This window comes from uncultured Mucilaginibacter sp., from assembly GCF_903913935.1.
GTDB lineage: Bacteria > Bacteroidota > Bacteroidia > Sphingobacteriales > Sphingobacteriaceae > Mucilaginibacter.
Window position 1 is genome coordinate 1 of record NZ_CAIWNH010000235.1, and the last position, 9728, is coordinate 9728.

Genomic DNA, 9728 nt, shown 5'->3' on the forward strand with positions numbered 1-9728 from the left:
CATGTTATCGTCAACAGTCTCCTTTTTTACAGCGATATGTTCGGATGTATTGATCTTTTTACTTAACCAATCATTCACTTTACAATCCACTACAAGGTGGATTCTATCCTTGTCGCTTAAATTCGATACGTTGTGCGGTAAATTGGCATTTAAATACCAGCATTCTCCTTCCTGCAAAAAAATACGCTCACCCTCGCAATAAAACTCAACTGCCGGGTTGGTAAATATAGGGAAATGGAGCCTGGCTTCGCCTTTTTCAAAGGCAAGTTCGTTATCCGTGTGTTCTTTTATTTTACCGCCTGCCTGTAAGTTTAAAAAACGAACCGACATTAGGGGACATTCAATTGTTGAAAGTAGTTCCTTAACTGAAGGGAAGCTATCCATGTAAATATTATCGCCATACTCACAGTGCTTTCCCATAAGTTCGGGAATATTGTTGGTATGATCGCCGCCGGGCGAGCGCAGCGCCAAAACCGTCCACGACCCACTATAGTGATATTTATTGATATGGGGTTGCCATACGTTATTCAAAGCACTTATTTCGGTTTGTACCCCCTTTACATCAAAGGAGAGCGACAATTTTGCGTAGCGCACCATATTATATTGTTTGTGTTTCGCGTAACCAGCGTATCATATTGGGGTATGGTAAGGCATTTAACTCAGCCGCTTTTTTTTTGTCGTACGCAAGGCCTAAGTATTGCAGCATTGGCAGGCCGATATAGCCGCCTTGGGCGAACGTTTGTACAAGATGGCTGCCCTCGCCTTTGTAGCCGTCATCATGAAAAACGACAGCTGGATCAAGCTTGATGTGTAAACATGCGGCGTAAGACCAGGCCAGCGCCATCATTTCAAATCCGTCGATCATGTACGCGGGTAGGGGATCGCCTATTGTTTCGCGAACAGCCGGTTCATACGCTGCCAGGTGCCCCGCTTCGTGCAATATATCGCCAGGGTACAATAATTTGTCGGGGTCAATAATGATCTTTCCATTTTCCAATAGTAAGCCCGGCAAAAAAGTTTCCTTTTCTATGTTACGCGTTACAACGGATAGTCCTATTGATTCAAGAAAACTGGTAATGGTATCAATAACGGTTTGGTTCACCTACCAAAAATATTAAACGCGCACTTCTTTTGCAAGTTGCATTGCTGACAACTCTGCCGCATACGATTTGCCACCCGCCATAAAATGATTGGTCGTGGTGCCGTTTTTCATTTTAGCATCGTCAAAACTGATGATGGTTCTTCCAAATAACAAGCCGTCGCTGGCTGTTTGGGCAAAAATTACTTCATGTTTTACCTTGTTGCGCAAAATATGCGCGTTCAGCATCAATTTAGGCTCATTACCGGCAATCACCATATCGATGTGCACAGATTGTTCGGCAAGTTTTTGGTTTTCTGATAGGTCGCTACCCTTGATATGGCCAAGATGCGACAGGCAGATCACCATGTTACAATTTTCGGTTTCTTTTAATAGCCGGGCTACGCGGTTAGCGCTTTCAAGAGCATCATTATAGCGAATGCCCTTTAACTGGCGGCAAACTGCGGTAATGCCTATTTTTAAATTGCCGTTGTATATAATAGCATAAGGCTTCACCAGGTTTGCCAGTTCATTATCAAACTTTAAATTACAATTCAGCAAGCTAAATTGCATATAGGGGATAAGGTTAACTAATTTATCCTGGCCCGCTTTTAATTCATTTTCGCCCAAAGCCGCGCAATGGTAACCCATTGAATTCATTAAACCGATAACTTCCCGGCGTTGCGTCCTGTCTGTTGAAGTGCTCATAAAATTGCCGGCATCTAACAAAAGCCCGCGGGTTGATTGATTTTTAAGTGCCGTTTTAATTTGGCGCATTCCGCCAAGGTTTTTATAAACGGCGCCAATATGGCCGTTCATATCGTTGGTGTGATAAACCGTAACCGCATTTCCCGAAACACCTAAAGTACCAACAGTCTTGGCTACGGATGCCAGTGCGCTAACAGGCTTATTTAAAGCCGCAACACCGGCAATAACAGATAATTGGTTTAAAAATAATCTTCTCGGTTTGTTCATTGTGAAATTTTTTAAGCTATCAGTGCTTAAATGTATTACTATTTTTGAAAAGAAAAAATTATGTTGATTGTTATAAAGTCTTTTTTTATTAGCCTGTTTCCTTAAAGGAATAGTAGTTATTTATTGGTTAATGGATGGGGCTGAATTGCTTAAATGAATTTGTTGTTGAGGCTAAACGACTGTGCGAATACAGGCGCCAAATGAGCTATTTTACGCAATCCGAAAAGTTGTGATTTAAATCATCGTCGTTTATTTAAAAATCTACTTATTTTAATAATTACTTGGTAGTTAATTCGGAAAAATAATATTTTTTTTTCTTTGGATATTAAAAAAAAACTCTCTAATATTGGATGTCTAAAGCGCTTAGCCCGCTGATTGTTGTGGGTTGTTTTTAGCATCCTGAATCTTATGCATATTAATCTAAATAGTATTTAAAACCTTATTAAAACCTAAATATATGGATCAAGCTTACGTCGGAGCTATCTTTGCACACGCCGGGACTTACGCACCGTACGGCTGGGCGTTATGCCAGGGCCAAACACAATCAATTGCCAATAACGAAGTATTGTACACTTTAATAGGTACCACTTTCGGGGGCGATGGCGTGCAAACTTTTAACCTGCCCGATACTGGTACAGCCTCGGGCGCTATTCCGTTAAGTGTCGGTACCAATGTGATTACTACAGTGGTGACAGCACAGAACGGCACCACCACCAAAACCTATACCGTAACAGTTACACGGGCGTTGCCTGCCAATGCCGACCTTTCGGGCTTAACGATAAGCGCCGGGATATTGTCGCCAGTGTTTGCAACTGCAACTACCAGTTATACTGCATCAGTTGGGAATGCGGTAACTTCGGTAACCGTAACGCCAACCACCAGCGATGCACTGGCCACAATAACGGTGAATGGAGCTGTAGTAAGTTCGGGTACGGCTTCAGGTGCCATCGCGTTAAATACAGGACCCAATACCATAACAACTGTAGTTACGGCCCAGGACGGCACCACCACCAAAACTTATACAATAACGGTAACGCGTGCGTTGCCTGCCAATGCCAACCTTTGGGGCTTAACGATAAGCGCCGGTACATTAACACCTGCGTTTGCAACAGCAACTACCAGTTATACCGCATCAGTGGCCAATTCAGTAACATCGGTAATGGTGACTCCAAAAAGCGCCGATGCCCTGGCAACGATAACAGTAAATGGCTCTGCGGTAAGTACTGGTACCGCTTCAGGAGCTATTCCTTTAATTGTAGGTTCCAATGTGATCAGCACGGTGGTAACGGCCGAAAACGGCACCACTACCAAAACCTATACCATAACGGTAACCCGTGCATCAGGGTCATTGAACACCGTTTATGAACCAATAAGTGTAACAAATCCTACTGATCATCCGCAAATGATGGGTGAAGAGATCGCGGTACACCAGGGCCTGTCGCCAAACGGGGATGGCATCAACGACTTCCTGTTGATTGATGGCATCGCCAATTATCCGGATAACAAACTGCAGATCATGAATAAGAGCGGGCAGCTGGTATACGAGGCCAAAGGATATGACAACAGTACAAAGGTATTTGATGGTCATTCCAATAAAAACGGCACAATGCAATTACCGGGAACTTACTTCTATTCACTTGACGTTAGCGTCAATGGCGTAACTCAACACAAAACTGGATTTATTGTGCTGAAGTATTGATAACCACCCGATAGCGTATATTCCGCATGAGGATCAAAGTGAGGTTAAAGGTTGTTTTTTTTTATAACAATCTTTTACCAACACCTAATTATTTTTATGTTTTTCGTAAAATAGTTTATAAATTTCCGGAAAATACCGAAAACATAAACCTATTATACTTTGCCGGTAGGTTGACAGAGGCTATATGAAGGAAAAACATACAAAACGATTAAAATTATTGGCGTTATTTATATTGTTGCTGACAGGCATAAACAGTGCCTGTGCCCAGCAACAGGGGTTAACATATACCCAATATATGGATAACCTAACTCCTTTAAATCCTGCCTATTCGCTACTTGACAAGGCTGGCTCTGTGAGTACTTTGGCAAGAAAACAATGGATAGGGATTCCCGGGGCTCCAACCACATTTCTGGCAACTTTGAACCTGCCATTTGAGGACATCAATGCGTCCGCAGGGTTGATCGTGTTGAATGACCAGTTCGCGATCGAAAACCAAACGGAAGCCAACGCATATTTTGCCAAAGGCATACAATTAGGACAAAATGATTTCCTGGCGGTATCAATAAATGCAGGTGTCAGAGATTATGTGGCCAATTATTCGCAACTAGATCCAAACGATCCGCAGTTCCGGAATAACTTAAGGGCAATTAAACCCAACATTGGTTTCGGCGTGATGTATTACAGTGACACTTATTATATCGGGATATCTGTGCCTGAACTGACCATAACCAGTTTAGGCACCGCTTCTCAACAAAGCAGTATTAACTTTGATAACCACTACTATTTTGCAGGTGGATTGCTCATGGATCTTGATGAAGACATTAAATTTAAACCTGCGGCGCTTGTAGCTTATACAAAAGGGGTTCCGCTAACAGCAGATATTTCAGGTACTATCATACTGAAAGAACAATTAGGAATCGGTGTTGACTATCGTACCACCAAACAGGCGGCTGGTATTATAACCATCAATGTTGACAATTTCCATATCGGCTACAGTTACCAGTTCAATACCGCATCGCAGGATCTTGGTGGTATAAATATTCCGACGCATGAGGTGACTTTGAGCTATCGTTTTGGTAGCGGGGCAAATTCGCCTAAATTGCTGTAAAATCTGCGGTTTCCGGAACGGTGTCAAACTTTTCACCCGGCATAACACCCATGCCGGCCAGTTTAAAACCTGATAGTATGCCTTCATGAGATTGCAGAATATTAAGCCTTAAATATTCTGAGTTTATACATGCAACAAATATGCCATAGTTAGGGTCAGAATGAACAATAGTGCCCGAGGTAACTCCCTCCGGGTTTGGGTTGTTTAGCAGTGCCATATTCACTTCAAGTATATGAATTGGCTGGCCCCGCAATAACGTAATAGCGCCTCCGTAATCGGGATTGCTGGCATTTACAAGGCATTCGATTTCTTTTGCCGTTTGAGTCTCCCAGTGGATCTTCAGGTCATTCAGCAAAGGAGCTGGGCCGTAACTGATTTTTTCCCTATCCTGTTCGGTTAAAACCACCTCTCCGGGCATATTTAACTGCATCATGGCATTACCAACAAGCATCGTACTTTCTATCCCTAAACGTGCCGAAAAAATACCATAGCTGTCTCCCGGAAATATGGTAACCGCTTGTTGAGCTAAAATAGGGCCGTCATCAAACTTTTCATTGATCTTATGTATCGTTACTCCACCTGTCGTTTCGCCGTTTTTAAGTTGCCAGAAAACCGGGCTATGGCCTCGGTAAGCTGGTAATAGGCTAAAATGTACGTTATAAAAACCTTTTTTTGGGATTTTAAATAATTCTGACGGAACCTTGCAGCCCAGCCCAAACACCAAAACCACATCAGGGCTGGTTTCAAGCAACATTTTTTTGAAATCTGTAAGGAGCTGATCTTTATTTAACCTTACAAAAGGAATATTCATATGCTTTGAGGCTTGCTCCAATTGCATATTATATTTATTCACATCTCCAACCGAGACAACAGCTTCAATCATGTTTTGCCCGGCTAAAAAATGCAGGGAGGGGATAGCATAAATGCTGCCTGATAGTAAAATTATTTTCACGTAAATAAGGGTTGGCGATAAATATCAGCAAACTAAACTATTAAAATAGAAATTTGCAACTTAAAATAAAATATAAAGCTACCCAGCCCGTTAACCCAGCGTTTATATTTTTATATTGTAAAGGTATGTGGTTGTATTGTGGTAAATTGAGCATCAGATTAACTTTTTAGTTATTGTAAGTCGAAAATGTGTTTTTTAAAGCAAAACTTTATCATAATTGATATAAACATAATACATTTATTGACGTTAACTAACAGTGGTATTTGAACTGGAAAAAGCTTAAAAGAAAGAATGAGTAAAGTATTTACAATTGCTGAAGGTCTGGAAAACATGGGTGCGTTGCGCACAGGGGGACAAGGGTCAGTTTATAAAGGAAGACGGATTGGGCCGATCATCAGCGCTGTTAAATTGTTACCAACGCCTATTCACACCGAAAGCACCGATGATAAAAACTACCGTAACTTTCTGAACGAGGTAGATAAACTGAAAAAGGTAAATGAGGTGCCTAATCCCAATGTGGTTAAAATACTAAATTCTGGTATCACCGAAAGCGGCTCATTCCCATTTATAGAAATGGAGTTCATTGAAGGGCCCGACCTTGAAGAGTTGCTCAAACCGCCTCATGGAGCTATTTTTACCATAAAAGAAACGATAAAAGTAGCCGATCAACTTGCAAATGCCCTGTGCCATTGCCATAAAGTTGGGGTAAAACATGGCGACATTAAAAGCAATAATGTAAAGTTTAATATACATTCAGGAAATTACATTTTGCTTGATTTCGGTCTGTCGGCGATGTCTGATGAGCAACGCCGCAGCAGTATGCGGCACGCAGGTGCCATCGAATTTATGGCTCCCGAGCAAAATGAGGGGAAAATGCTGTTTCAGACAGACGTATATAGCTATGGGGTGATTTTATACGAATTACTCGCAGGCCAGGTGCCTTTTCCATTAAAGGACAACGGCGAAACTGCCAGGAATACGGTGATGATAGCGCACATGGAATCGGCGTTACCCGACCTGATAGAGCTACGCCGGCAGCATCTCCCCGAAAATTGGACGGCGACCCAAAAAGAGCGGGAAATGCAGGTGCCTGGATGGTTGCTGGATTTGATAGCAGATTGCCTTGAAAAATTGCCCGAGAACCGGTATATAAATGGGATGCAATTACAGGAGGCAATTATTGAAAATAGTATTGCCGATATTAACGCCGGTAGGGGAAATAATTCCAAAGTTATTCAGGTAGCAATTGAAGAAGTAGCTCCACCCGTATCTGCAGCCAGTTATACACCGCCCGCAGACACTGGAATGATCAATTTATCAAAACCGGTGTTTTACGGATTTATGGTTTTATTATTCGTGTTTATGGCATTAGCCGGCTATTCTTTGTTTTCCAAATCCGCTGTTCCTGTTAACCCTGTCGCTAAAACGGTTGTTGATACACCAAAGACTATCGATTCCGAACAAGTGGCCAACGAATATTACGCCAGGAAACACCGGGAAAAACAAAAGCTGGTTGATTCAACTACGCTTAATGCAATTAAAGCGGGTATGAATCCGCAGACGCATCCTGATAGCACAGTTGCAGATACCTCAAGTAAACCTAACAATTAACGATCAAATGGCGGCAAAAAGTACTATCTGGCAGCGATTAGGTATCCAGGATTGGTTTTTAAATGGCGATAACAATAACAGCAAAGCAAAAAAGCAGCTGACACTTACGCCTGATGATGTTTATAATTATGTGATAGAAAAATTTAATGACTCCATCAGGTTGCTGTCTTTCGCGGATAGGATCGTTTTTTATCACGAGTACATTATTAGTTTTAATGCCGAGGATTATGCTGAGTTTATGCATAACAAACAGGGCATTTTCGGAATCATAATTAATGAGACAGTAAAAAAGTTTTATGAATTGTTAAAACAATACCGCATGGCGGGCAAGGTGGTTGAACCGTCCAGCTCGAAATGGGTGTTCAGGCTGGTTTCGCACCCCGACTATGCCAGGGGAGATATAGGTTTTATCGGAAAATTATTACCTGGCAGCACCAAAAAAGAGGAAAACTTAAGGGTTACTTTTATTCCAAGACAAACAGGCATAGCACAGACTTTTGACGTTAGCCAGGAGATTTTGAATGGCTTTAATTATTATAGCGAAGGTTACTATGAACTTCCCTATGTAGAAGAAGCGGGTAATATTGAATATGTACCATCAGGCAGGGCCCAAAAGAAATTTGCGCGGTTTGAAACTATATTGCCCGATAAACAGTTTGCAGGCAAAAAGGTGGAGTATTTAATGATTGATGATGAAATTGTGGTTTCGGGAGAAGACGAGACAAGGGAGGAAAGTGACATTTTTAAAATCCCGTCAGAGTGGGTAAACACACCACATTTACAAATCAGGTATAACAAATCGGATGGCAAGTTTTATTTAGCCTCGTTTGGCGAATTGACAATCCTCAATGAAAATAAGGTGACTAAAAGTGATATCAACTCGCCGTCATGGGTTGAGCTCCCGGTAAATTCGAAGATTTTACTAAATGGAATAGTCGGCGTAAACATTTTTAAATCATAAAAAAATGTCGCAGATATTATCCTCCGGAATACTGATTATTTGTGTGGCTTTGCTGGCAACTCATTTTTTTGATATAAAAAACTCACGTAAACCGAATGACTGAACAATTTTTCGGAATAACCGACCCAGGCAAGCAACGAAAGAACAATGAAGATACTTTCGTTGCAGAGATTACCGCCAATAATCAATTCATTATTGCCAGTGTGATTGATGGCGTTGGCGGATATGCCGGAGGCGAAATCGCCGCTGCACTGGCACGCGAAGTTATTTTGAAAAGGCTGGAGAAACCGTCAGGTGAGATCATCCCTATGATGCTGGATTGTTTTAACCAGGCTAACCAAAAGATATTGGAGGAAAAGCAAAGTTCTAAAGAACATGCACATATGGCATGTGTATGTACACTGGTGCTGGCTGATATACAAAACAACCAGTTTTATTTTACCCATGTGGGTGATACCAGGCTCTACCTGGTGCGGGACAATTCGCTGGTAAAAATCTCGCATGACCAATCGTTTGTAGGTTTTTTGGAGGATTCGGGGAGGTTGACCGAAGAAGAGGCCATGAAACACCCCAAACGCAACGAGATCAATAAAGCCTTGGGCCTTGATAAGCATTTAGGGGATGATAAAGAATATGTTGAAACCGGTCAGTCGCCGTTCCTTACAGGAGATATGCTTTTACTGTGCAGTGATGGATTAACTGATATGGTTAACAGTATTGAAATAAACGGAATTGTGTCTTCTGATGCATCGTTAAAAGAAAAATGCCATCAATTGGTTGATGCTGCTAACCAAAACGGCGGGGCGGATAATATAACGGTTGTTCTGGTTCAGAATAATAAGGAAAAAGTTCAGTTTGAAACCGCGAAACCTGTAGCGAGTGGGAATAAAAGTACGGGTATCAAAACCAATCCCTTAACAGCGGGGGATCGTGAGCCAACGGAAAAGCTGCGAAAAACAAAAAGCAAAACCGGCATGGTAACCCTGTTATATGTGTTGGTGCTGTTTTTTTTGGCAGTATCCGTTTATGAATACATGAAAAACAAGGGTAACCTGCCTTCTCAGCCTATGCAATCAACGGTACTCGTTAAAAAGCAAAAAAATAAGCAGGAAATAAAATTACAGCAGGCTATAGACCAGGTAAAAGGACGTGTTTTAATATTATCAGATACATCCTTCACAGCGCCTTTACTTATCAGTGAAGCTATACAAATCAATAAGGATAGTTTAACTATTAAAGCAAAGGGTAAAATTGTTTTGCAAAGTGATTCAGGGTATATGGGCCCTGCGTTTCAGCTTTCTGCAAAATGTAAAAACGTTCTGCTGGATAGTATGTCGTTGGTCA

At 41.7% G+C, this 9728-nt stretch carries 9 protein-coding genes; 5 read left to right on the forward strand and 4 right to left on the reverse strand.

What is annotated here, in order from left to right:
* The 3 genes from QZY09_RS09075 to QZY09_RS09085 form a co-directional block, all read right to left on the reverse strand.
* The coding region (locus QZY09_RS09075) for an aspartyl/asparaginyl beta-hydroxylase domain-containing protein (RefSeq protein ID WP_295671369.1) at positions 1-597 on the reverse strand (597 nt) is incomplete at its 3' end.
* A 1-nt stretch (position 598) separates the two neighbouring features.
* Entirely contained in the window at positions 599-1102 is a 504-nt protein-coding gene (locus tag QZY09_RS09080; RefSeq protein WP_295671372.1) for a hypothetical protein, read from the reverse strand.
* A 12-nt stretch (positions 1103-1114) separates the two neighbouring features.
* Positions 1115-2053, reverse strand: coding sequence for a hypothetical protein (locus QZY09_RS09085; protein ID WP_295671375.1), 939 nt, complete (start codon positions 2051-2053; stop codon positions 1115-1117).
* Between the two features lie 457 nt (positions 2054-2510).
* Between QZY09_RS09085 and QZY09_RS09090 the strand changes: the two genes are divergently transcribed.
* Together QZY09_RS09090 and QZY09_RS09095 are read left to right on the forward strand one after the other, a co-directional pair.
* Positions 2511-3752: a cadherin-like beta sandwich domain-containing protein gene (locus QZY09_RS09090; RefSeq protein WP_295671378.1), complete on the forward strand. Its 1242-nt coding sequence runs from the start codon at positions 2511-2513 to the stop codon at positions 3750-3752.
* 184 nt (positions 3753-3936) lie between these two features.
* On the forward strand, positions 3937-4860 hold the full coding sequence (locus tag QZY09_RS09095; RefSeq protein WP_295671381.1) for a PorP/SprF family type IX secretion system membrane protein: 924 nt from the start codon (positions 3937-3939) through the stop codon (positions 4858-4860).
* Here the strand turns inward: QZY09_RS09095 and QZY09_RS09100 are convergent.
* On the reverse strand, positions 4847-5812 hold the full coding sequence (locus QZY09_RS09100) for a formyltransferase family protein (protein ID WP_295671383.1): 966 nt from the start codon (positions 5810-5812) through the stop codon (positions 4847-4849). The genes QZY09_RS09095 and QZY09_RS09100 overlap by 14 nt on opposite strands.
* 291 nt (positions 5813-6103) lie before the next feature.
* Between QZY09_RS09100 and QZY09_RS09105 the strand changes: the two genes are divergently transcribed.
* The 3 genes from QZY09_RS09105 to QZY09_RS09115 all read left to right on the forward strand — a co-directional run.
* Complete coding sequence (locus tag QZY09_RS09105; protein WP_295671386.1) at positions 6104-7423, forward strand: serine/threonine-protein kinase; 1320 nt, start codon at positions 6104-6106, stop codon at positions 7421-7423.
* Positions 7424-7430: 7 nt separating this feature from the next.
* Entirely contained in the window at positions 7431-8384 is a 954-nt protein-coding gene (locus tag QZY09_RS09110) for a hypothetical protein (RefSeq protein WP_295671389.1), read from the forward strand.
* Between the two features lie 95 nt (positions 8385-8479).
* On the forward strand, positions 8480-9728 hold a 1249-nt coding region (locus tag QZY09_RS09115), incomplete at its 3' end, for a protein phosphatase 2C domain-containing protein (protein WP_295671391.1).

Bases quoted from the DNA above. Each gene is read 5' to 3' on its own strand.
- QZY09_RS09085 (WP_295671375.1), bottom strand. From the start codon at position 2,053: ATGAACAAACCGAGAAGATTATTTTTAAACCAATTATCTGTTATTGCC.
- QZY09_RS09090 (WP_295671378.1), top strand. From the start codon at position 2,511: ATGGATCAAGCTTACGTCGGAGCTATCTTTGCACACGCCGGGACTTAC.
- QZY09_RS09095 (WP_295671381.1), top strand. From the start codon at position 3,937: ATGAAGGAAAAACATACAAAACGATTAAAATTATTGGCGTTATTTATA.
- QZY09_RS09105 (WP_295671386.1), top strand. From the start codon at position 6,104: ATGAGTAAAGTATTTACAATTGCTGAAGGTCTGGAAAACATGGGTGCG.
- QZY09_RS09110 (WP_295671389.1), top strand. From the start codon at position 7,431: ATGGCGGCAAAAAGTACTATCTGGCAGCGATTAGGTATCCAGGATTGG.